General features: G+C 68.6%; 20 protein-coding genes. 12 read left to right on the top strand and 8 right to left on the bottom strand.

Annotation, left to right across the window (positions count from 1 at the left end; genetic code table 11):
• The first annotated feature begins 2 nt into the window (after positions 1-2).
• The 5 genes from AC07UH_RS01580 (at position 3) to AC07UH_RS01560 (ending at position 4,206) form a co-directional block, all read left to right on the top strand.
• The gene (locus AC07UH_RS01580; RefSeq protein WP_495179560.1) at positions 3-551 is read left to right on the top strand and encodes a cob(I)yrinic acid a,c-diamide adenosyltransferase; all 549 of its coding nucleotides are present in this window, start codon (positions 3-5) and stop codon (positions 549-551) included.
• A 357-nt stretch (positions 552-908) separates the two neighbouring features.
• On the top strand, positions 909-2,159 hold the full coding sequence (gene egtB / locus AC07UH_RS01575) for an ergothioneine biosynthesis protein EgtB (RefSeq protein WP_495179561.1): 1,251 nt from the start codon (positions 909-911) through the stop codon (positions 2,157-2,159).
• Positions 2,160-3,137 carry an L-histidine N(alpha)-methyltransferase gene (egtD, locus tag AC07UH_RS01570; protein ID WP_495179562.1) on the top strand — a complete coding sequence of 326 codons (978 nt, stop codon included), beginning with the start codon at positions 2,160-2,162 and terminating at the stop codon, positions 3,135-3,137.
• A 56-nt stretch (positions 3,138-3,193) separates the two neighbouring features.
• The gene (locus AC07UH_RS01565; RefSeq protein WP_495179563.1) at positions 3,194-4,063 is read left to right on the top strand and encodes a 3-hydroxybutyryl-CoA dehydrogenase; all 870 of its coding nucleotides are present in this window, start codon (positions 3,194-3,196) and stop codon (positions 4,061-4,063) included.
• Positions 4,060-4,206: a hypothetical protein gene (locus AC07UH_RS01560; RefSeq protein ID WP_169742552.1), complete on the top strand. Its 147-nt coding sequence runs from the start codon at positions 4,060-4,062 to the stop codon at positions 4,204-4,206. Before AC07UH_RS01565 ends, AC07UH_RS01560 begins: the two co-directional genes overlap by 4 nt.
• A 76-nt stretch (positions 4,207-4,282) precedes the next feature.
• On the opposite strand, the gene AC07UH_RS01555 is transcribed toward AC07UH_RS01560, so the two are convergent.
• The 4 genes from AC07UH_RS01555 to ykgO form a co-directional block, all read right to left on the bottom strand.
• Complete coding sequence (locus AC07UH_RS01555; RefSeq protein WP_495179564.1) at positions 4,283-5,641, bottom strand: amino acid permease; 1,359 nt, start codon at positions 5,639-5,641, stop codon at positions 4,283-4,285.
• A 10-nt stretch (positions 5,642-5,651) separates the two neighbouring features.
• A complete protein-coding gene (locus tag AC07UH_RS01550; protein WP_038664365.1) occupies positions 5,652-6,983 on the bottom strand; it encodes a NupC/NupG family nucleoside CNT transporter in 1,332 nt (443 codons plus the stop codon).
• A 233-nt stretch (positions 6,984-7,216) separates the two neighbouring features.
• Positions 7,217-7,846 (bottom strand): HAD family hydrolase, encoded by a 630-nt coding sequence (locus tag AC07UH_RS01545; protein ID WP_495179565.1) that lies wholly within the window; start codon positions 7,844-7,846, stop codon positions 7,217-7,219.
• Positions 7,847-7,871: 25 nt separating this feature from the next.
• Positions 7,872-7,997, bottom strand: a complete 126-nt coding sequence (gene ykgO / locus AC07UH_RS01540) for a type B 50S ribosomal protein L36 (RefSeq protein WP_003046794.1) — start codon at positions 7,995-7,997, stop codon at positions 7,872-7,874.
• A gap of 137 nt (positions 7,998-8,134) precedes the next feature.
• Between ykgO and AC07UH_RS01535 the strand changes: the two genes are divergently transcribed.
• The 6 genes from AC07UH_RS01535 (at position 8,135) to AC07UH_RS01510 (ending at position 13,124) form a co-directional block, all read left to right on the top strand.
• Positions 8,135-8,746 carry a DUF4136 domain-containing protein gene (locus AC07UH_RS01535; protein ID WP_137899266.1) on the top strand — a complete coding sequence of 204 codons (612 nt, stop codon included), beginning with the start codon at positions 8,135-8,137 and terminating at the stop codon, positions 8,744-8,746.
• Positions 8,747-8,885: 139 nt separating this feature from the next.
• Positions 8,886-9,995 (top strand): M14 family metallopeptidase, encoded by a 1,110-nt coding sequence (locus tag AC07UH_RS01530; protein ID WP_495179566.1) that lies wholly within the window; start codon positions 8,886-8,888, stop codon positions 9,993-9,995.
• On the top strand, positions 9,995-10,459 hold the full coding sequence (locus tag AC07UH_RS01525; protein WP_495179567.1) for a GNAT family N-acetyltransferase: 465 nt from the start codon (positions 9,995-9,997) through the stop codon (positions 10,457-10,459). The genes AC07UH_RS01530 and AC07UH_RS01525 overlap by 1 nt, the downstream gene beginning before the upstream one ends.
• A 12-nt stretch (positions 10,460-10,471) precedes the next feature.
• Complete coding sequence (gene gpmA, locus AC07UH_RS01520) at positions 10,472-11,158, top strand: 2,3-diphosphoglycerate-dependent phosphoglycerate mutase (RefSeq protein WP_038664381.1); 687 nt, start codon at positions 10,472-10,474, stop codon at positions 11,156-11,158.
• A gap of 434 nt (positions 11,159-11,592) precedes the next feature.
• Positions 11,593-12,069, top strand: a complete 477-nt coding sequence (purE, locus tag AC07UH_RS01515) for a 5-(carboxyamino)imidazole ribonucleotide mutase (RefSeq protein ID WP_495179568.1) — start codon at positions 11,593-11,595, stop codon at positions 12,067-12,069.
• Positions 12,069-13,124 carry a 5-(carboxyamino)imidazole ribonucleotide synthase gene (locus tag AC07UH_RS01510; protein ID WP_495179569.1) on the top strand — a complete coding sequence of 352 codons (1,056 nt, stop codon included), beginning with the start codon at positions 12,069-12,071 and terminating at the stop codon, positions 13,122-13,124. Before purE ends, AC07UH_RS01510 begins: the two co-directional genes overlap by 1 nt.
• A gap of 6 nt (positions 13,125-13,130) precedes the next feature.
• On the opposite strand, the gene AC07UH_RS01505 is transcribed toward AC07UH_RS01510, so the two are convergent.
• The 4 genes from AC07UH_RS01505 to AC07UH_RS01490 all read right to left on the bottom strand — a co-directional run bounded on the left by AC07UH_RS01505 (position 13,131) and on the right by AC07UH_RS01490 (position 19,048).
• Complete coding sequence (locus AC07UH_RS01505; RefSeq protein ID WP_495179570.1) at positions 13,131-13,901, bottom strand: energy transducer TonB; 771 nt, start codon at positions 13,899-13,901, stop codon at positions 13,131-13,133.
• Positions 13,902-13,911: 10 nt separating this feature from the next.
• Positions 13,912-15,810, bottom strand: a complete 1,899-nt coding sequence (locus tag AC07UH_RS01500) for a CocE/NonD family hydrolase (protein WP_495179571.1) — start codon at positions 15,808-15,810, stop codon at positions 13,912-13,914.
• A 78-nt stretch (positions 15,811-15,888) separates the two neighbouring features.
• Complete coding sequence (locus tag AC07UH_RS01495; protein ID WP_495179572.1) at positions 15,889-16,188, bottom strand: hypothetical protein; 300 nt, start codon at positions 16,186-16,188, stop codon at positions 15,889-15,891.
• Positions 16,189-16,198: 10 nt separating this feature from the next.
• Positions 16,199-19,048, bottom strand: a complete 2,850-nt coding sequence (locus AC07UH_RS01490) for a M16 family metallopeptidase (protein ID WP_495179573.1) — start codon at positions 19,046-19,048, stop codon at positions 16,199-16,201.
• Positions 19,049-19,244: 196 nt separating this feature from the next.
• Here AC07UH_RS01490 and clpB point away from each other — a divergent pair, with 196 nt between their 5' ends.
• Positions 19,245-21,830 (top strand): ATP-dependent chaperone ClpB, encoded by a 2,586-nt coding sequence (gene clpB, locus AC07UH_RS01485; protein WP_495179574.1) that lies wholly within the window; start codon positions 19,245-19,247, stop codon positions 21,828-21,830.
• Positions 21,831-21,888 lie beyond the last annotated feature (58 nt).

Here is a 21,888-nt window from a genome sequence, read left to right as displayed (position 1 = left end):
CCTTGGTCAAGCTCAACCGCATCTACACGCGCGCGGGCGACGCCGGCACGACAGGGCTCGTCGACGGCTCGCGCGTGTCGAAGGCCGATCCGCGCATGGCGGCGATCGGCGACGTCGACGAGGCCAATAGCGCGATCGGCGTGGCGATCGCCGCGCTCGGCGAGCGGGCGCCCGCCGCGGCGCTGCTGACCATTCAGAACGACCTGTTCGACCTCGGCGCCGATATCGCCACGCCCGGGGGGATCGACGGCGCGCTCCGCATCGTCTCCGCGCAGGTCACGCGGCTCGAGGCGGAGATCGACGCGATGAACGCCGATCTCGCGCCGCTGACCAGCTTCATCCTGCCCGGCGGCGATGCCGGTGCGGCGTCGCTGCATCTCGCCCGCGCGATCGTCCGCCGCGCCGAGCGCAGCGCGGTGGCGGTCGACGGGCTCAACCCGCCGGCGCTGGCCTATCTCAACCGCCTGTCCGACTGGCTGTTCGTCGCCTCCCGCGTGGTCAACGGCGCGGGCGCCGGCGACATCCTCTGGCGGCCGGGCGCGAGCCGCTAGCGTCCTCCGGCCTCGCGGGACATGCACCCCGCCCCTCCGTCCACCCGGATTCTTTGTTCGCGCGAAGACGCGAAGACGCGAAGGTGTTGCGCCTGGGGCGAGCGTGGCCCTGTCATCGCAATGGTTTGATGTGATGGGCCGCGACTGCGGCAAGCGCGACACCTTTGCGTCTTCGCGTCTTCGCGCGAACCATTCTTCTGTTCAGCGGAGCGCATCCGTCCAACCGGACCGAGTGTAAAACAGCCTCGAACCCATCGAAATTGCACCGCATCGCGCGAAACGTCCATCCCGGCTGCAACCCTTTGCCGTTTCGCGCGCTGTCCTGACTTGCGTTAAGACGCGCGGGGGAGGCCAGCCATGTTGAAGATCGCACCTCAGCCGCTAACGCCGCTCGCCGAGCGCTTTTCCGCCGTCCGCGCACTGACGCTGGCGCTCGCCGCGCCGCTGTCCGACGCCGACGCCACCGTCCAGTCGATGCCGGACGCGTCGCCGACCAAATGGCATCTCGCGCATACGACGTGGTTCTTCGAGACCTTCGTGCTGCGCGACCACGTCTCCGGCTATCGCCTGCACGACGAACGCTTCCCGTTCCTGTTCAACAGCTATTACGAGGCGGAAGGGCGCCGCCACGCGCGCGACCGCCGCGGCATGATCACCCGCCCGACGCTCGACGAGGTCCGCGCCTATCGCGCCTATGTCGACGCAGCGCTCGTCGCCGTGCTCCCCGACCTGCCCGAAGCGGCACGCGAGCTCGTCGCGCTCGGCTGCCATCACGAGGAGCAGCATCAGGAGCTGCTCGTCACCGACATCCTGCATCTGTTCGGCGAGAATCCGCTTGAACCGGCGATCTGGCCCGCCGCGCCCAAGGTGCCGGTGGCGATGCCCGGGCCGGTGCGCTGGATCGACCATGCCGGCGGCATCGTCCGCATCGGCCATGACGGCGACGGTTTCGCCTTCGATTGCGAGGGGCCGCGCCACGACGCCTTGCTCGCCCCGCATGCGCTCGCCGACCGCACCGTCACCAACGGCGAATGGGCGGCGTTCATCGCCGACGGCGGCTATCGCGACCCCGCGCATTGGCTCGCCGACGGCTGGGCCTGGGTGAAGACCGAGGGAATCGTCGCGCCGCTCTATTGGGAGGAGCGCGACGGCAAATGGACGCGCTTCGGCCTCGACGGCCGCCGCGCGATCGACCCCGCCGCGCCGGTGACGCACGTCAGCCTCTACGAGGCGGACGCCTATGCGAGCTGGGCGGGCGCGCGCCTGCCCACCGAATTCGAATGGGAGGCCGCGGCGCAGGCGCAGGACGCACGCGGCGGCAACCAGATGGATGCCGCCGGCCCGGTCGAGCCGCGCCCCGCGTCCGGCCCCGCCTTCTTCGGCGACGTCTGGGAATGGACCGGTAGCGCCTATCGTCCCTATCCCGGCTTCCGCACGATCGAAGGAGCGGTCGGCGAGTATAACGGCAAGTTCATGAGCGGCCAGTTCGTGCTGCGCGGCGGCAGTTGCGCGACGCCGCGCGGCCATGCCCGCGCCAGCTACCGCAACTTCTTCTACCCGCATCAGCGCTGGCAGTTCACCGGCGTGCGGCTCGCCAAGGACCTCTGAATGTTGAAGCCCGAAGTCGAGGACGGCGAGCAGACGCTCGCCGATCCGCAGTTCCGCGCCGACGTGCTCGCCGGGCTGGAACGCCGGCCCCGCGCCATCCCCGCGCGCTGGTTCTACGACCGCCGCGGCTCCGAATTGTTCGAGGACATCACCAACGTCCCCGAATATTATCCGACCCGCACCGAGACCGCGATCCTCGAGACGATCTGTCCGGAAGTCGCGGACGTCGCCGGGCGCGGCCGCGCGGTGGTCGAATTCGGCTCGGGCTCGTCGGTCAAGACGCCGCTGCTGCTCCGCTGCACCGAACCCTCCGCCTACGTCCCGATCGACATTTCGGGCGACTTCCTGCGCGACTCGTCGCGCGCGCTGTCGGAAGCCTTCCCCGGTCTGCTCGTGCTGCCGTTCGAGGCGGATTTCATGCGCCCGCTCACCCTGCCGGCGACGATTGCCGATACGCCCAAGCTCGGTTTCTTCCCGGGCTCGACGATCGGCAACATGATCCCGCTGATGGCGGTCGACCTGCTCCGCACGATGCGCGCCTCATTGGGCGAGGGCGCGATGCTGCTGATCGGCATGGACCGGATCAAGGACGAGGCGACGCTGGTCGCCGCCTATGACGATGCCGGCGGCGTCACCGCGGCGTTCAACCGCAATGTGCTCGACCGCATCAATCGTGAGCTTTCCGGCACGATTCCGGTCGAATCCTTCGCGCACGAAGCGCGCTGGAACGACGATCGCGCGCGCATCGAGATGCACCTCGTCGCCACCCGCGACGTCGCATTCACCGTCGACGGCCAGCCCTTCGCGATGGCGGCGGGAGAGAGTATCCACACCGAGAACAGCCACAAATACGGCTCGCGCGATGCGCGCATCCTGCTCCGCTCGGGCGGCTGGACGCCGATCCGCGAATGGACCGATCCCGACGGCCTGTTCGGCCTGTTCCTCGCCGAGGCGCAGGCGGAGCGCCCCGCCCCCTGACGGCTGGCAGACGCGTCGAAAGCGGCTATGGCGCGTCAAAAGCATAGGAGATGGACGTGGAGTCAGTCGGAGTCATCGGTTCGGGCCAGATGGGCGCGGGCATCGCACAGGTATCGGCGGCGGCGGGCTATCGCGTATTCTTGAGCGACGTCTCGGTCGAGCGCGCCGAGGCAGGCAAGGCGGGGATCGCCAAATTGCTCGCCCGCGCGGTCGACAAGGAGAAGATCGACGCCGCGACCCGCGACGCGACGCTCGCCCGCATCGAACCCGTCGCCAATGTCGAGGCGATGGCCGGGTGCGGCCTCGTCATCGAGGCGGCGACCGAGCGCGAGGAGATCAAGCGCGCGATCTTCGGCCAGGTCGGCAAGGTGCTCGGACCCGACGCGATCCTCGCCTCCAACACCTCGTCGATCCCGATCACCCGGCTGGCGCAGAGTTCGCCCGATCCGCAGCGCTTCATCGGCGTGCATTTCTTCAATCCGGTGCCGGTGATGGGCCTGATCGAGGTGATCCGCGGCCTCGCCACCTCCGACGCGACCGTCGGCGTGATCGAGGCCTATGCCGACCGGCTCGGCAAGGCGGTGGTCCGCGCCAACGACGCGCCGGGCTTCATCGTCAACCGCGTGCTGATGCCGATGATCAACGAGGCGGTGTTCGCGCTCGGCGAGGGCGTCGCGACGATCCGCGACATCGACCTTGCTTGCCAATTGGGGCTCAACCACCCGATGGGGCCACTGACGCTCGCCGATTTCATCGGCCTCGACACCTGTCTGGAGATCACCCGGGTGTTGTTCGAGGGCACCGGCGACCCCAAGTTCCGCCCTGCCCCGCTGCTGGTGAAATACGTCGAGGCCGGCTGGTACGGCCGCAAGACCGGCCGCGGCTTCTACGATTACAGCGGCGCCACTCCGGAGCCGACACGATGAGCCTCGACGATATGATGGTCGACACGCCCGACGGGCCAATGACCTACAAGGAATGGAAGAAGAAGAACCCGGTGCAGCTCCCCTCGCGCCGCACCAAGGGCAAGGACCTGCCCAACAAGGTCAAGATGCGGACGGACGAATAACTTATCGTCATCCTCATTATGTCATCCCCGCGCAGGCGGGGATCCAGACGCGCGGGTCCGCGCTTGAGCCGCACCGTCAGCGTCTATGGATCCCCGCCTCCGCGGGGATGACGATCGTTGGGGGATGGGCGCGAAACCAAATCGCATACACGCCCGCCAGCACCACCAGAAACGGCACGCCATACACCAATGTCAGCGCGAACGGCGCGGTGAACGGCGTCGTCAGCAGGATCGCCACGATCGCCCCTGCCCCGGCGAGGCTCGTCCACGGATGCCCCCACAGCCGGAACGCCGCCGGCGCTCCGTGCCGCCGCCGGAAGGCGAGATGCGTCACGAAGATCATCCCCCAGGTGAACAGCGCGCCGAAGATCGACACCGCGATCATCACCCCGAACGCCGCCTCCGGCCGCCACGCATAGACGCCACCCGCCACCGCGATCCCCCCGCCCGAGACGAGCAGCGCCGCCGCCGGCACGCCGCGCCGGTCAACCCGCGCCAGCGCGCGCGGCGCGAGGCCGCTCTCGGCAAGGCTGAACAGCATCCGCGACGCCGCATAGAGCTGGCTGTTCATCGCCGACAGCGCCGCGATCAGCACCACCGCGTTGAGCACCCCCGCGGCATAGGGGACGCCGCTCGCCTGCATCACCGTGACGAACGGGCTCGTCGCCGTCCCCGCCTGCGTCCACGGCACGATCGCCAGCATCACCGCGAGGCTGCCGAGATAGAAGAGCGCCAGCCGCAGCATCGTCGAGCGGAAAGCGCGGACGATCGCCCGTTCGGGATCGCGCGCCTCACCCGCCGCGACCGCGATCATCTCGATGCTGATATAGCTGAAGATCGCGACGATCACCGCGGTCCAGATCCCGCCCAGCCCGTGCGGCGCAAAGCCGCCGGCGTCGGTATAATGGGAAAAGCCGATGCCATGCGCGGCGATCACCCACGATCCGACCGCGATGAAGATCAAGATCGCGGCGATCTTGATCGCCGAGAAGACATATTCGACCGCGCCGAACAGCCGCACGCTGGCGAGGTTGACGCCGAGCAGCGCCAGCGAGAAACCGGCGATCCACCACAGGCCCGGCACGCCGGGCGCCCAGTAGCGCATGTAGATCGCCACCGCGGTCACCTCGGTGCCGATCGCGAGGATCACCGCCGCGGCATAGGCATAGCGGACGAGGAAGCCCGCGAACCGCCCGAGATAGCGTTCGGCGAACAGCCCGAACGACCCCGTCGCCGGATCGGCGACCGTCATCTCGGCAAGGCAGCCCATCAGCGCCAGCGTCACCAGCCCGCCGATCGCATAGCTCACCAGCACCGCCGGCCCGGCCAGCCCGATCGCGAGGCCGCTGCCGAGGAACAGCCCGGTGCCGACCGCGCCACCGATCGCGATCATGGCAAGCTGGCCCGGCCCGAGCGTGCGGCGCAGGCCGGTCATCGCGTGCAGCTCACCCGATCAACAGCCCGGCGAGCGCCGCGCTCATCAGATTGGCGAGGCTGCCCGCCGCCAGCGCGCGCAGGCCCAGCCGCGCGATCGTCGGCCGCTGGTTGGGGGCGAGGCTGCCGGTCACCGCCATCTGGATCGCGATCGACGAGAAATTGGCGAAACCGCACAAGGCGAACGTCACCACCGCGACGGTGCGCGGCGACAGGCTCGTCTGCGTGCCGAGATCGATATAGGCGACGAATTCGTTGAGCACGATCTTCTCGCCGAACAGGCCGCCGGCGATCCCCGCCTCGTTCCACGGCACGTTGAGCAGGAACATCACCGGCTGGAAGACATAGCCGAGCAGCGCCTGGAAGCTCAGCCCCGGCAGCCCGACCATATTGCCCAGCCCGCCGAGCAACCCGTTGGCAAGCGCCACCAAGGCGACGAACGCCAGCACCATCGCGCCGACCGCCACCGCCAGCCGCACGCCGGTCTGTGCTCCCTGTGCGGCGGCCATGATGAGGTTGGCGGGCTTTTCCTCGTCATGCGTCGCGTCGGGCAAAGGCTCGCCCGGCACGCCCTCGGGCAGCAAGGCGGCGGGGCCGGCGCCGCTGATCCGCGCCTCGGCGAGGCGGATGTCGCGATTTTCGTCGGGCAGGTCGCCGAGCGGCAATTCGCCTTCGGGAGTGACGCGGCGATCGGGCATGATGATCTTCGCCATCAAGATGCCGCCCGGCGCCGCCATGAAGCTCGCCGCGAGCAGATATTCGATGCGGATGCCCATCGAGGCATAGGCCGCGAGGATCGTGCCGGCGACGCCCGCCATGCCGCTGGTCATCACGGTGAAGACCTGCGGCGGGGTAAGGCCGGCGAGATAGGGGCGGATCACCAGCGGCGATTCCGACTGGCCGACGAAGATGTTCGCCGCCGCGCAGAGCGATTCGACCTTCGAGGTGCCGATGACGGTCTCGATCGCGCCGCCGACCCAGCGCACCACCACCTGCATCACGCCGAGATAATAGAGGATCGAGACGAGGCTGGCGAAGAAGATGATGACCGGCAGCGCCGCGATCGCGAAGCTCTGGCCGCCAATCTCGGGCGCGGCGAGCTTGCCGAACAGGAATTCGGTCCCCTTCTGCGAATAGCCGAGCAGCGCGGCGACCCCGGCCGAGGCGCCGGCGAGCGCTTGCCGCCCCGGCCCCCAATAGAGGACGACGGTGGCGATCAGCGCCTGCAACGCGAAGGCCGCGCCGACGACGCGCAGCCGGATCGCGCGGCGATCGGCGGAGAGCAGCACGGCGATGCCGAGAATGACGAGGATGCCGGCGACGCCGATCAGGATACGATGCATGATTCATCCCGCGGGGAAGTGAACGACGCGGCCCCCCGGCAGCGCGGCCGCACCATACACGGCGTTTATCAGGAGACTAGCGGCGAATGGGCGGGGGGACGCCCCCTCCCTTCCACATCCGTCATCCCCGCGAAGGCGGGGATCCAGACGCGCGGGTCCCGCTTGCGCCGCACCGTCGGCGTGTATGGATCCCCGCCTGCGCGGGGATGACATGGAATTGGAAGGTCGGGTCCCTAAACCGGCTGAGCCAGCAACCCCAGCGCCACCAGCTCGCGCCGCAGCGTCGGCTCGTCGGTGAAGTGCAACCCGATCAGCCCGACGCTGCGCGCGCCGTCGATGTTCGCCGCATTGTCGTCGATGAACACCGTCCGCGCCGCCGCCAGCCCGAACCGGTCGAGCGCCAGCCGGTAGATCGCCGGATCGGGCTTCACCATCTTCTCCACCCCCGACACGACGATGTCGCGGAAGCGATCGAACATCGCCGCCTCGCGCGCGCGGAACGGCGGCCAGAATTCGTGGCTGAAATTGGTGATCGCGAACAGCGGCACCTCCGCCGCCTCCAGCTCGTCGACCAGCGCCGCCATGCCGGCAATCGGCGCCCCGATACTCTCCAGGAACCGCGGTCCCCAGAGTCCGATCAGCGCCGCATGCTCCGGATACAGCGCGGCAAGCTCCGCCGAGGTCTCGGCGAAGTCGCGTCCGGCATCGTGCTGGAAATGCCATTCGTGCGTGACGACGTCGCGCAGGAACGCATCGAGCGCCCGATCGTCGTCGATCAGGCGCCGGTAGAGGATCCGCGGATCCCAGTCGTACAGGACCCGGCCGACATCGAAGATCACGGCCGTCGGGGCCGTGAGCGACATGTCGGCCGCGGGCATACCCAAAGGGTTAGCCCTGGCGCGCCTTGAAGCGACGGTTGGTCTTGTTGATGACGTAGGTGCGGCCGCGGCGACGGATCACGCGATTGTCGCGATGACGGTCCTTGAGCGACTTCAGGCTATTGCGGATCTTCATGATCGATTCGCTTCTTTTCGAAATTGACGGTGTCGGTGAAAGCGCGAGCGCCTAAGGGCGGAGGCCGTAATAGTCAAGCAACGCCACACGCGTTAGAGCGTTTCCCAGACGCAACGTATCGCAAAGGTATCCCCGTGATGAGCATCCGTCCGTTCCTGGCCCTCGGCGTCGCCGCCGCGGCACTTGCAGGCTGCGCGACCACGTCGCCGCTCCCGCCGACGGAGGTGATCCGCTACCATCTCGGCGCGCCGATCGCGCGCGGCACGATCGCGGTCGAGCCGCTCTCGGGCGGCGCCCCCGCCAGCCTCGAGTTCAAGACCTATGCCGCCGCGGTCGAGGCCGAATTGCTCAAGGTCGGCTATACCTTGCCGGCGCAGGGCGCGACCCCCGACTATGTCGCCACCGTCGCCTTCACCCGCACCAGCCGCGAGGGCCCGCCGCGCCAGTCGCCGGTCAGCATCGGAATCGGCGGCGGCGGGTTCAGCGGCGGTGGTGGCCGCCGCGGCGGCGGCGGCGTCGGTCTAGGCGGCGGCATCGGCTTCCCGATCGGCAGGAGCCGTCCGACCGAATTGCTCGTCGCCGAGCTCGCGGTGACGATCAAGCGCCGCGCCGACCAGTCGCCGATCTGGGAAGGCAAGGCGCAGGGGATCAGCGACATCAAGGGCGCCGACCAGCAGGCCGGCAAGCTCGCCCGCGCGCTGTTCACCGGCTTTCCGGGCGATTCGGGCCGCACCATCACGGTGAGGTGACCGCCCTCGCCCTCACCCTGCGCCGCCTGCGGCGTCTTTCCCTCTCCCGGCGGGAGAGGGAGGGAGGCGCGCAGCGCCGGAAGGGTGAGGGTGAGGTCATCCCCTTCGCCAAGCATCCTCTACCAATCAGGCACGCCTCATGACCCTCAGCATCAACGCCGCCTTCGACGGCGGCAACATCCGCGTCATCGCCATCGAGGGCGACCGCGTCGACCTCGAGATCGTCAAGGACCACGAGTCCGACTTCTTCCAATGGTTCTATTTCCGCGTCGCCGGCGCGCACGGCCGGCGGCTGAGCTTCCGCATCGTCAACGCCGGCCAGTCCGCCTATCCGTTCGGCTGGCCCGGCTACCGGACGCGCGTCAGCACCGACCGGCAGGCGTGGCGGATGATCGACACCACATATGACAAGGGCGTGCTGTCGTTCGATTACGCGGTCGAGGGCGAACTCGCCTGGTTCGCCTATTTCGCGCCTTATACGATGGAGATGCACCACGATCTCGTCGCGCGCATCGCCGCGCGGCCGGGGGTGACGCACCGCGAGCTCGGCACCTCGCTCGACGGCCAGAGCATCGACTATTTCCGTATCGGCGACGGTCCCAAGCCGGTGTGGCTCTACGCCCGCCAGCATCCCGGCGAATCGATGACCGAATATTGGATGGAGGGCGCGCTCGACTGGCTGACCAGCCCCGCCGCCGCGCCGCTGCTCGCCAAGGCGACCGTCCATGTCGTCCCCAATATGAATCCCGACGGCACCCGCCGCGGCCATCTGCGCACCAATGCGGCGGGGGTGAACCTCAACCGCGAATGGCACGCGCCGACGCCCGAGCGCAGCCCCGAAGTGCTCTGCGTCCGCGATGCGATGGACGCGACCGGCGTCGCCTTCGCGATCGACGTCCATGGCGACGAAGCGATCCCGGCGAATTTCATCGCCGGCTTCGAGGGCATCCCCGACTGGACCGAGGCGCATGGCGCCAAATTCTACGCCTTCGGCCAGCGCCTCGCCGAGCACACCCCCGATTTCCAGACCGAGAAGGGCTATGAGAAATCGAGCGCGGGCAACGCCAATCTCTCGATGTCGACCAACCAATTGGCGCAGCGCTTCGGCGCGGTGTCGGTGACGCTGGAGATGCCGTTCAAGGATCACGATCCCAATCCCGACGCCGAATTCGGCTGGTCGCCCGAACGCTCGCGCGCACTCGGCGTGTCGTGCCTCGAAGTGCTCGCCGGGATGATCGACGAAATCTGATGGAGATCAGGCAGGACGATCCCGCCGCGCCTTATGTCGCCGATCTGCTCGCGCATCACCTCACGGAGTTGCGCGGGCAGATGGCGGATTTCGCCTTCGCGCTCGATGCCGGCGGCCTGTCGGCGCCGGGCGTGACCTTCTGGACCGCGTGGCGCGACGACGCGCTGGTCGGCTTCGTCGCGCTCAAGCAGCTCGATCCGCGCCATGGCGAGGTCAAGTCGATGCGCGCCGCCCCGGCCGCGCGCGGCACCGGCGTCGGCCGGGCGCTGCTCGACCACGTCGTCGCGGTCGCCCGCGATCGCGGCTACGACCGGCTCAGCCTCGAAACCGGCACCGCCGCCCTGCACGCGCCCGCGGTCGCTTTGTATCGCAGCGCCGGCTTCATCGACACCGGGCCGTTCGCCGACTATCGGCCGAGCCCGCACAACCAGTTCTTCGCCCTCGACCTTCGTCCTCGATCCTAAAGGGAGCTTCCGATGCCGCGCCTCGTCCTGATCCGCCATGGCCAGTCCAGCTGGAACCTCGAAAACCGCTTCACCGGCTGGTGGGACGTCGACGTCACCGAGAAGGGCGCCGCCGAGGCGCGCGCCGCCGGCGAGATGATGGCCGCCAAGGGCCTCGACTTCGACATGACCTTCACCTCGCTGCAGACGCGCGCGATCAAGACGCTCAACCTGGCGCTCGAGGCGATGGGCCGGCTGTGGCTGCCGACCGAGAAGGACTGGCGGCTCAACGAGCGCCATTACGGCGGCCTCACCGGGCTCGACAAGGCGGAGACGTCGGCCAAGCACGGCGAGGCGCAGGTCAAGATCTGGCGCCGCAGCTTCGACGTGCCGCCGCCGCCGATGGAGGCCGGCAGCGACTATGACCTGTCGGCCGATCGCCGCTATGCCGGCATCGCCATCCCGGCGACCGAGAGCCTCAAGGACACGATCGCCCGCGTCCTGCCTTATTACGAGGAGCGGATCGTGCCGGCACTGCGCGACGGCCAGCGCGTGCTGATCTCGGCGCACGGCAATTCGCTGCGCGCGCTGGTCAAGCATCTGTCGAACATCCCCGACGACGAGATCACCGGTCTGGAAATCCCGACCGCGCAGCCGATCGTCTACGAACTCGACGACGCGCTCAACGCCACCGACCGTTATTATCTCAGCGAACGGTAAGGCGGGCGCCACGCCCTCCCCTCTTCCTTCGTCGTTTCGCGGGAACAGGGTCCTTGCGAACGTCCACCAGTGCTCCTGCGAACGCAGGAGCCCAGGAGTCTCGAACTCGATAAGCTGTTGCTTTGCTTGACCCTGGGTTCCTGCTTTCGCAGGAACACTGGAAAGCCCAAGTGACCGAGCGAACTCTAGAGAGGTTTCGGCTCCGCAGGGATGACGAAGGTGGCACCAGATTTTCGCCCCTGTCCTACACCGGTCCCACGCGCTAAACCCGCCGCGCTCTGTCTCATCGTGACCCCCGATCACCACCAAAACGGAAACGATAGACCCGGATCGTTTCCTTTAAGGTGTCCATCTTGTCCATGTCGTCCAACACGGGTGCGCGCCTGCCGGTGCAAGCCGTTGCCCTCCCTCCGCTCTGCCGCTAACCGCCGTCTATGACATTGGTCGGCATCATCATGGGTTCGACGTCCGATTGGGACACGATGCGGCACGCGGCAAACGTGCTCGCCGAACTGGGCGTCGCGCATGAGACGAAGGTCGTCTCCGCGCATCGCACCCCCGACCGGCTCTACGATTACGCCAAGACCGCGGCGGACCGCGGCCTCAAGGTCGTCATCGCCGGTGCCGGCGGCGCCGCGCATCTGCCCGGCATGGCCGCGGCGATGACGCACCTGCCGGTGCTCGGCGTGCCGGTCCAGAGCAAGGCGCTGTCGGGGCAGGACAGCCTGCTCTCGATCGTCCAGATGCCTGCCGGTATCCCGGTCGGCACGCTGGCGATCGGCAAGGCCGGCGCGACCAACGCCGGGCTGCTCGCCGCGGCGATCCTCGCGACGCACGACGCCGCGCTCTCCGAACGCCTGCAAGCCTGGCGCCGGCGGCAGACCGACGCGGTCGCCGACGAGCCCGCCTGATGCTCGCTCCCGGCAGCACGATCGGCATCCTCGGCGGCGGGCAACTGGGCCGGATGCTCGCCATCGCCGCAGCGCAGCTCGGCTATCGCACGCACGTGCTCGCCCCCGAGGCGGACAGCGTCGCGGCGCAGACCGCGGCGAGCCTGACCCGCGCCGATTACCACAATCGCATCGTCCTCGCCGACTTCGCCGCCGCCTGCGACGTCGTCACCTACGAGTTCGAGAATATCGCGCTCGGCCCGGTCGAGTGGCTCGCCGAACGCGTGCCGGTCCATCCGCATCCGCGCGCGCTCGCCGCCGCGCAGGAGCGGATCGCCGAGAAGCGCTTCGTCGAGCGCGTCGGCGGCCGCCCGGCGCGCTGGGCCGCGGTCGACAGCCGCGAGACGCTGATCGCCGCGCTCGACCATGTCGGCACCCCCGCGGTGCTCAAGACCGCGCGCTTCGGCTATGACGGCAAGGGCCAGATGCGCCTCCACGGCCCCGCCGACGCCGATGCGGCATGGGAGGCGATCGGCGGCCCCGCGGTGCTCGAGGCGTTCGTCGACTTCAGCCACGAATTCTCGATCCTGATCGCGCGCGGTCAGGACGGCGCCACCGTCCGCTACGACCCGCCGCAGAACGTCCATGTCGATGCTATCCTGCGCACGTCGCGCGTGCCGGCGCCGCAGCCGATCCTCGACCAGGCCGAAGAGGCGACCGCGCTCGCCTGCCGCATCGCCGCCGAGCTCGATTATGTCGGCGTGCTCGCCTGCGAATTCTTCGCCACCGCCGACGGCCCGGTGTTCAATGAAATGGCGCCGCGCGTCCACAATTCGGGCCATTGGACGATCGAGGGCGCCGAGACCTCGCAGTTCGAGAACCATATCCGCGCGATCTGCGGCCTGCCGCTCGGCAGCACCGCGCTGACGGGGAGTGCGGTGGCGCTCGAGAATCTCATCGGCGACGATGCGTGGCAGCCGGCGCTGACCGAGCCCGGCGCGCACCTCCACCTCTATGGCAAGGGCGCGGCGCGGCCCGGCCGCAAGATGGGCCACATCACCCGCGTCCAGCGCTGAACCGGATCAGCGCGTCTTCGCCGATGGCGGCTTCGCGATGTCGAAGGCGACCGGCACGATCACCGGCACCGGCAGCACCTTGCCGTTGCGCAGCACCGGCCTGATCCGGAACAGCGGCGCCATCTGCACCGCGGCGGCGCCGAAGCCGATGCCGGTGGGCGTATCCGATACCACCCAGCACCGTTCGGGCCGGCCCGAGCGCGGCACCCGACAGGCGAGCAAGGCATGCCCCGAAACGCGGTCGCGGACCGCATCGGGCGGCCAGAAGCGCCGCAGTTCGGCGTCCGTTGGCCGGTAGATCCAGCTCGCCCGCGCATAACGGACCTTGCCGCCGCCGCCATCGCCCGCGCCATTGCCTGCACCGCGACCGGTTCCCGTCCCCAGGCCCGCCCCGACCGACGGCGGCCCGACGAGCTGCGCCACGTCCTGATCCGCACCGAAGGGTGACGGTATCACCGCGCTCGGCGGCGGCGGTGGCGCGAGCGGTTGCGGCGTCGTGTCGATCGGTGGCGGCGGCGGCGGTCGCGAGGCCGTCGGCGGCGCGGCGCCTGACGGTGCCGGTACGGGCGGAGGTGGCCGTTTCGGCGGCGGCGGCAGTTCGGGCGGTGGCGGTGGCGGCGGCGGCGGTGGCGCCACGTCGAACAGCGTCAGTGCCGGTGTCGATGGCGGCGGTGCCGGCACCGGCGGCCGCGCCAGCAGGAGCAGCAGCAGCAACGCGCCATGCACGCCGAGCGCCAGCGCGAGCGCCGGACGATCGGGGGCATGGCGGTGTCTCACCGCGGCACCGTCATTTCACGACGGGCAACGCGATATAGCTCGCATCCGGCCCGGCGACGGTGATCTTCTGCGTCGCCGTCACATAGTCCTTCGGCTGCGCGAAGAAGATGTTCGGCACGAAGGTCTGCGGATTGCGGTCGTAGAGCGGGAACCAGCTCGACTGGACCTGCACCATGATACGGTGGCCGGGCAGGAAGACGTGGTTGGTCTCGGGCAGCGCGAACTGGTATTTCAGCGGCGCATTGGCGACGAGCGGCTTGGCGACCGCCAGATCCTCGCGATAGCGGCCGCGGAAGATGTCCATCGCGACGGCGAGCTGATAGCCGCCCATCTCCGCCTGCTTGGGCATCACCTCGGGATAGACGTCGACCAGCTTGACCACCCAGTCGCTGTCGGTGCCGCTGGTCGAGGCGGTCAGATGCACCTCCGGCGTGCCCGCGATCGTCACCGGCGCGGTGAGCACGTCGCTGGTGAAGGTGACGACGTCGGGCCGCCCCGAAACGGCCCGCTGGTCGTCGACCAGCCAATTCTTCCACGTCGATCCCTCGGCATAGATCGGCCGCGTCGGGCGGACGCGATAGGACACCGGATGCGCCGGGTCGGAAACGTAATCCGCGGTTTGCGCCGCACCCCCCGTCGCGGCGAAGCCCAAGGCCCCGCCGGGCTTGAGATAGAGTGGCGTCGGCGTCGGCGGCGTCCACGCCTGCAACCGCTGCCATTCGTTGGCGCCCGACTGGAAGGCGGTGACCGGGGCGACGTCCATCGCCGGCTGGTCGCTCTTGAGATAATGCGCGAGGAACGGCCGCAGCACGTGCCAGCGCCACCATTTCGCGGTGTCCTGATCCCATTTGATCGCGCCGAGCGCGCTGCCGTCGCCGACCTCCTGCCCGTGATACCACGGGCCTAGCGTCAGGAAGACCATGTCGTTCTTGGTGTCCTTGGGCTCCAGCGCGCGATAGACCGCGGGCGCGCCGTAGATGTCCTCCTGATCCCACAGCCCCGCGACGAGCATCGTCGGCACCTTCAACGGCTGCGCGGCGAGGATCTTGTCCATCGCGGCACTCGACCAATAGCCGTCATAGGCGGGATGCGCGGCGACCTTGCGATAGAATCCCGACGCCCGATCGACGCCCTGCGCCTTCGCCACCGCACCCGCCGAGACGTTGCGCAGCCAGTAATCGTAATCGTCGGCGGTGTCGGTGATCCACGGCGTGCTGGCGTCGCGCGTCCCCTGCTGGCCGAGCATGTAGGGCAGGCCGATCTGGCGGAAGGCGCCGTTGTGGAACCAGTCGTCGCCGCGCCAGCCGTCGACCATCGGGTTCATCGGCACCGACACCTTGAGTGCCGGATGCGGGTTGATCAGCGCCATCAGCGGCAGGAAGCCGTCGTAGCTGATCCCGCTGATCCCGACGCGGCCGTTGCTCTCCGGCACGTTCTTCACCAGCCAGGCGATCGTGTCGTAGGTGTCGGTCGAATCGTCGGTCTTGGTTGGATTGTTGGGCGATCCGGCGGGCGTCGGGTTCATCAGCGTGATGCCTTGGCTGCCGTGCATGCCGCGCACGTCCTGGATGACGCGGATATAGCCGTCCGCCGCGATGAGGTCCCACGGCCCGTCGCCATGCGACAGGATGCCGGCGAAGGTACCGCTGTCCGCCTTCGTCTGGTCGTCGGCGTCATAGGGCGTGCGGGTCAGCAGTATACCGGCGTCCTTCGTCCCCTTGCGGATGACGATCACGGTGTGGAGCTTGACCCCGTCGCGCATCGGAATCTCGACCGCCTTGCGGACGTATTCGTAATTGGTGTCCCGCGGCGCCAGTTTGGCGGGGCGCTCGTCGTAACTCTGCGCACCGGCGGCGGCGGCGGTGGCGAGCGCGCCCAGAGCGCAGGCGGCGAGAAGCGATCGGATCATGCGGCGGTAACCCCAAAACGAAACGGCCCGCCTCCGGAGGGAGGCGGGCCGCAATGTGTCCCGATTATTGCCGGCGAATCAAGCGCTACGCTTGCCCGACAGCGGGAAGCTGCCGAAGGCGCCGGCACCGACCGTACCGGTCAGCGTATCGCCCTCGGCGGTCGCCTCGCAATCGAGCGTCATCGGCATCGGTACGGTCATCTGGAGCTTCCAGCTGATCGTATTGCCCGACACCGTGCCGGCGACGTCGCCCGAGCCCATCGCACCCGAGGCGGTGCCGGTGAAGGCATCGCCCTCGCTCTGCACGACGAGCGTCAAATTCTGATCGCCAAGCGGCGACTTCACGATGCAATCCCAGCTGCCATCAACCTCGGCCATCACGCTCTCCTCATTTCGCTGCGGTCACAGCACCGGCCGGGGCGCCGGCGACTGCGCTTGCCGGGACGACCTCGACCGGCAGGCCGAGGCTGTCAAGCTGCGGCTTTACCTTGGAAGCATCGCCGACGACGATCCAGGTCAGCCTGGCCGGATCGATCGTCTGCGCCACCGCGCTGCGCAGCTGCGGCAGCGTCATCGCGCGATAGCGGGTGGCGACCGTCGCGTAATAATCGTCGGGCCGCTTGAACAGGTCGTTCGCCTGCATCGCCCCCAGCACCGCCTGCGAGGTTTCGAACTGGCCGGGCAATTGCAGCGTCGCGCCCTTGATCGCGAGGTCGAACTCGGTTTCCGTCATCGGTTTGGTGGTGACGAACTGCGCGACGTCGTCGCGCGCCGAGGCGAGCGCCGGGCCGGTCTTGTCCGCCTGCACCCCCGCCTGCAACAGATAGGGCGCGGCGAATTCCGACGGCTGGAAGCGGCCGCCGGCACCATAGGACCAATGCTTCTCCTCGCGCAGGTCCATGTTGAGCCGGCTGAGGAAACTGCCGCCGAGCGCATCGTTGACCGTGTTGAGGACGAGCAGGTCGTCGGTGCCCTTCAGGCCGGTGCGCTGACCGCCGACGATGATCGACTGCGGGCTGTCGGGGCGATCGACGAGGACGATGCCCGGCTTGAGCGGCGACGGCGTGCCGGCGAACGTCTTGGTGCCGGCCGTGCCCGTCCCCTTCCAGTCGCCGAACCGCGCCTCCAGCGCCGCCTGCACCTCGGCGAGCGGCCGGTCGGAGACGACGAACAGCTTCGCCTTCTCGGGCCGCAGCCACGCCTGCTGGTAACTGCGCAGGTCGGCCGGCGTCAGTGCCGCCACCGCGACCGGATCGCCGCTGCCCTGCGCCTTCGCATAGGGCGTACCCGCCGCGAGGATGCGCGTCGACATGCGCTGCGCGAGCGCTCCGGGGTTGGTCAGCTCCTGCTGGATTTGCGCGACCTGCTGCGCCTTGAAGCGGGCGACGTCGGTGTCGCCATAGGCCGGCCGCCGCGCGACCTCGGCGAACAGGTCGAGCGCCGGGCCGAGGTTGGCGCTCGGCACGCCCATCGACAGCGTGCTGCGATCGTTGCCCGCCCCCGACGACAATTGCATGCCGAGCCGCTCGCGTGCCTCGGCGAGCGCGTTGACGTCGTAATGTTCGGTGCCTTCGTCGAGCATGTTGAGCGCGACGAGCTGCGTGCCGAGCTTGCCCGGTACATCGGCGGCATAGCCGGCATCGAAGCTCAGCACCGCCTGCGTCACCGGCACCGCATTGCGCTGCGCATAGACCAGCTCGATACCGTTCGACAGGCGGCTGCGCTCGACCTTGGGGAAGGACAGGCCGGTGACCGCACCGACCGCGGGGATCGCGCCACGCGTCCCTTTCGCCGGCTGTTCCGGTGCAGCGACGACATCGACCTTGGGCGGCACTTTCGCCTCGGCATAAGCGTCGCGCGCGCCGGGAACCACATTCACGGCGAGCACCGGACGGCCGAGCCATTTGTCCGCCGCCGCCTTGACGCTTGCCGGGGTCTGCGCGGCGAGGTCGGCGAGCTGCTTCTTGTAGAAGCCGGGATCGTTCGAATAGAGCGCGCCCTCGGCGAGCGCGACCGCCTTGCCGCCGAAGCCGCCGACGGCCTCGAGTCCGCGGACGCGGCCGGCGACGCGGGTGGTAACGAAGCGCGACACCTCGTCCTGCGTCGGGCCGGTGCGCAGGAAGTCGGCGACGACCGCATCGAGCCGCTGCGCCGCAAGCGCCGGATCGACGCCCGGACGCACCAGCCCCTCGATCGCGAACGTGCCGACCTGCGCGAAGGCGCTATTGTCCGCCGAAATTTGCGTGAACAGCTTCTCCTTGCGGATCAGCTCGTTGGTCAGGCGCGACGAGGCCATGCCGCCGAGCACGCCGGCCGCGACCTCGAGCGGTGCGGCGTCCTTGTCGTTGAGCCCCGGCACCGTCCAGTTGCGGCTGATCATCGTCGCGGCGACACGATCCTTCAGCGTCACCGTCTTGGCGGCGGGCAAGGTGATGACCGGCGCGGCGGGCAGCACGCTCTTGGGGCCGGCCTTGATCGCACCGAAATATTTCTCGACCAGCGGTCGCGCGCTGGCGACGTCGACGTCGCCGGCGAGCACCAGCACCGCATTGTTCGGGCCGTAATGGCCGCGGAACCAGTTCTTGACGGTGTCGAGGCTGGCGGCGTCGAGATCGGCCATCGATCCGATCGTGTCATGACCGTACGGGTGCGTCGCCGGGAACAGCCCCTCGGTGACCGCATAGCCCATCAGGCCATAGGGGCGGTTGTCGCCCTGCCGCTTCTCGTTCTGAACGACGCCGCGCTGCTCGTCGAGCACGCCCTGCGTGATCGCGCCGAGCAGATAGCCCATCCGGTCGGATTCGAGGAACAGCGCGCGCTCCAGCGCCGCGGTCGGCACCGTCTCGAAATAATTGGTCCGGTCGAAATAGGTGGTGCCGTTGAAGTCGGTCGCCCCGACCTGCTTCAGCGGTGCGAAGAAGTCGCCCGGTGCATTCTCCGACCCGTTGAACATCAGATGCTCGAACAGATGTGCAAAGCCCGTCGAGCCCTGCGGCTCGTGCTTCGAGCCGACGTCATACCAGACGCTGACCGCGACGACCGGCGCCTTGCGATCGGTATGGACGACGACGCGCAGGCCGTTCTTCAGCGTGAATTGCTGATAGGGAATGTCGACCGCCTTGACGAGCGCGGCGACCGGCGCGGCCTTCGCCGGGGCGGGAGCGGGCGTGGTCTGTGCGTGCAGCGGCGCGACCAGCGCGATCGATGCGACGCCGGCAAGTGCGAATAGCTTCGTCATGAGAATAGAGTCCCCCGCTTCGTCCTGAACCTATGAACTGGTCGAGCATAACCGGGGGGCGAACACTGGCAAGCGACCGCGGCGGCTTTTTTGAAAATGCGTCGCGGCGGCGACGCCATCATCGCAGTCTCGATCGGATACCCTTGTGTTGCACAATGGCAACACTACATCCGGGCCATACAGGCAAGGGGATTTTATGAACCTCGAACGATTTACCGACCGCGCCAAGGGATTCCTCCAATCGGCGCAGACCGTTGCGATCCGCATGAACCATCAGCGGATCGCGCCGGACCATCTGTTGAAGGCGCTGCTCGAGGACGAGCAGGGCATGGCCGCCGGGCTGATCCAGGCGGCTGGCGGCGACGCGAAGCGCGCGGTCGCCGAGACCGACGCCGCACTCGCGAAAATTCCCGCCGTCTCGGGATCGGGCGCACAGCAGACGCCGGGACTCGACAACGATATCGTCCGCGTCCTCGATCAGGCCGAGCAGGTCGCCCAAAAGGCGGGCGACAGCTTCGTCACGGTCGAGCGGCTGTTGCTCGCACTCGCGCTGGCGACCACCACCGCCGCCGGTCGCGCACTGGCGAGCGCCGGCGTGACCGCCGAGGCGCTCAACGGCGCGATCAACGCGCTGCGCGGCGGTCGAACCGCCGACACCGCCAGCGCCGAGGATCGCTACGACGCGCTCAAGAAGTTCGCCCGCGATCTCACCCAGGCGGCGCGCGACGGCAAGCTCGACCCGGTGATCGGCCGCGACGAGGAGATCCGCCGCACGATCCAGGTGCTCGCCCGCCGCACCAAGAACAATCCGGTGCTGATCGGCGAACCCGGCGTCGGCAAGACCGCGATCGTCGAGGGTCTGGCGCTGCGCATCGCCAACGGCGACGTGCCCGACGGCCTCAAGGACAAGACGCTGATGGCGCTCGACATGGGCGCGCTGATCGCCGGCGCCAAATATCGCGGCGAATTCGAGGAGCGGCTGAAGGGCGTCATCGACGAGGTGAAGCAGGCCGAGGGGCAGATCGTCCTGTTCATCGACGAGATGCACCAGCTGATCGGCGCCGGCAAATCCGAGGGCGCGATGGACGCGGGCAATCTGCTGAAACCCGCGCTCGCGCGCGGCGAGCTGCATTGCGTCGGCGCGACCACGCTCGACGAATATCGCAAATACGTCGAGAAGGATCCGGCGTTGCAGCGCCGCTTCCAGCCGGTGTTCGTCGGCGAGCCGACGGTCGAGGACACGATCAGCATCCTGCGCGGCCTCAAGGAGAAGTACGAGCTGCATCACGGCGTGCGGATCACCGACGGCGCGCTGGTCGCCGCGGCGACCCTGTCGAACCGCTACATCACCGACCGTTTCCTGCCCGACAAGGCGATCGACCTGATGGACGAGGCCGCGTCCCGCATCCGCATGGAGGTGGAGAGCAAGCCCGAGGAGATCGAGACGCTCGACCGTCGCATCCTGCGCCTCAAGATCGAGCGCGAGGGGCTGCGCCGCGAGACCGACGAGGCCTCCCGCGACCGGTTCGCCGCGCTGGAGGAGGAGCTGGTCAATCTCGAGGAGCAATCCGCCGCGCTGACGCAGCGCTGGCAGGCCGAGAAGAACAAGATCGGCCGCGAGGCCAAGCTCAAGGAACAGCTCGACGCCACCCGGCTCGAACTGGAACAGGCGCAGCGAGCGGGCGACCTGACCAAGGCGGGCGAGCTCGCCTATGGCCGCATCCCGACGCTGGAGAAGCAGCTCGCCGAGGCGCAGGGCGCGACGCAGGGCGCGATGCTGCGCGAGGAGGTGACCGCGGACGACATCGCCGGCGTCGTCAGCCGCTGGACCGGTATCCCGATGGAGCGGATGCTGCAGGGCGAGCGCGACAAATTGCTGCGCATGGAGGAGGTGATCGGCCAGCGCGTCATCGGCCAAGCGCAGGCGGTGCGCGCCGTCTCCACCGCGGTGCGGCGCGCGCGCGCGGGGCTGCAGGATCCGAACCGGCCGTTGGGCTCGTTCCTGTTCCTCGGCCCGACCGGCGTCGGCAAGACCGAGCTGACCAAGGCGCTCGCCGAATTCCTGTTCGACGACCCGTCCGCGATGGTGCGCATCGACATGAGCGAGTTCATGGAGAAACATGCGGTCGCACGCCTGATCGGCGCACCGCCGGGCTATGTCGGCTATGAGGAGGGCGGCGTGCTCACCGAGGCGGTACGGCGCCGGCCCTATCAGGTCGTGCTGTTCGACGAGGTCGAGAAGGCGCACGGCGACGTGTTCAACGTGCTGCTGCAGGTGCTCGACGACGGCCGGCTGACCGATGGCCAGGGGCGGACGGTGGATTTCAGCAACACGCTGATCATCCTGACGTCCAACCTCGGCTCGCAATATCTCGCCGCGGTCGAGGAGGGGCAGGTGGTCGAGACGGTCGAGCCGCAGGTGATGGAGGTCGTCCGCGCCCATTTCCGGCCCGAATTCCTCAACCGGCTGGACGAGATCATCCTGTTCCACCGGCTGGGCCAGAGCCACATGGCGCCGATCGTCGACATCCAGGTGGCGCGCGTCGGCAAATTGCTCGCCGACCGCAAAGTGACGCTCGACCTGACCGATGCTGCCCGCAACTGGCTGGGCCGGGTGGGCTACGATCCCGTCTACGGCGCCCGGCCGCTGAAACGCGCGGTACAGCGCTATCTGCAGGATCCGCTCGCCGACCTGATCCTGCGCGGCGAGGTGAAGGACGGCGCCACGGTGCATGTCGACGAGGGCGACGGCAAACTGGTACTGACGGTGGGACAGGCATAGGCCGACCTTCCGGACCGGACACAAAAAAGGGCGGGTCGTGAGACCCGCCCTTCTTCGT

It is taken from the genome of Sphingomonas sp. GW821-FHT04B01 (genome assembly GCF_059420425.1).
The sequence above is the reverse complement of the archived record's forward strand: the minus strand, read 5'-3'. Positions and strand labels throughout refer to the sequence as shown.